This is a genomic window from Pseudomonas juntendi, from assembly GCF_009932375.1.
Taxonomy (GTDB): domain Bacteria; phylum Pseudomonadota; class Gammaproteobacteria; order Pseudomonadales; family Pseudomonadaceae; genus Aquipseudomonas; species Aquipseudomonas juntendi.
Genome location: NZ_BLJG01000184.1, coordinates 1 through 1148, shown reverse-complemented (window position 1 = coordinate 1148; position 1148 = coordinate 1). Strand labels below are relative to the sequence as shown.

Genomic DNA, 1148 nt, shown 5'->3' with positions numbered 1-1148 from the left:
GGCATCGACCAGCGCCTGGCGCATATCCAGAATGCGCTTGCGCATCACTTCGACTTCCTCGGCCCACTGGGCATTCAGGCCGGCATCGCCGAGCACCCCAGCCACCAGTTGGGCACCGAAGTTGGGCGGGCTGGAATAGTTGCGGCGCACGGTGGCCTTGAGCTGGCCCAGCACGCTCTGTGCGGTGGCCGCGTCGTCGCACACCACTGACAAGCCACCGACCCGCTCGCCATACAGCGAGAAGATTTTCGAGAACGAGTTGCTGACCAGGCACGGTACGCCGGCACGGGCCATTTCGCGGATGGCGTAGGCGTCTTCGACCAGGCCCTCGGCAAAGCCCTGGTAGGCGATGTCGAGGAACGGGATCAACTGGCGGGCCTTGACCACTTCGACCACCTGCTGCCACTGGTTCTGGGCCAGGTCGGCACCGGTCGGGTTATGGCAGCACGGGTGCAGCAGGACCACGCTATTGGCCGGCAGCGCTTGCAGGGTGGCCAGCATGCCGTCGAAGTCGACGCCGCGAGTGGCCTGATCGAAGTACGGGTAGGTGTGCACCTTGAAGCCGGCACCCTCGAAGATGGCGCGGTGGTTGTCCCAGGTCGGGTTGCTGACCCAGACTTCCGACTGCGGGAAGTAGCGCTTGAGGAAGTCGGCGCCGACCTTCAACGCGCCAGAGCCACCCACGGTCTGCACCGTGGCCACGCGCCCACCCGTCACGGCCGGGTGATCGGCGCCGAACAGCAGCGCCTGAATCGCCTGACGGTAGCTGGCCAGGCCTTCCATAGGCAGGTACAGGGACGCTTCATGGTCCTGGCCGGCGATGCGCTTTTCCACCGCATCCACCGCCGCCAATTGCGGCACCACGCCGGCCTCATCGTAATACAGGCCGATGCTCAGGTTGACCTTGTCGGCGCGCGGGTCGGCCTTGAAAGTTTCCATCAACGAGAGGATCGGGTCGCCGGCATAGGCATCGACATGTTTGAACACAGCGTGCAGCTCCTTGGATCAGGACAGTACGAAAAGTCAGCCCTGAGCATACCCGCACACACGGCTCAGGAACATCCACTAATGTGCAAGGTTGTCTATGCAACATTGCATGGCCAGGGTTTTATGCTGGCAGTGATGGCCTAATCGCCGGCAAGCCAGCT

1 protein-coding gene is annotated in these 1148 nt (G+C 63.5%); it reads right to left on the bottom strand.

All coding sequences use genetic code 11. The features are described 5' to 3' along the window. On the bottom strand, positions 1-987 hold a 987-nt coding region (locus tag GYA94_RS20765; protein ID WP_161893000.1), incomplete at its 3' end, for an amino acid aminotransferase. Positions 988-1148: the final 161 nt, after the last annotated feature.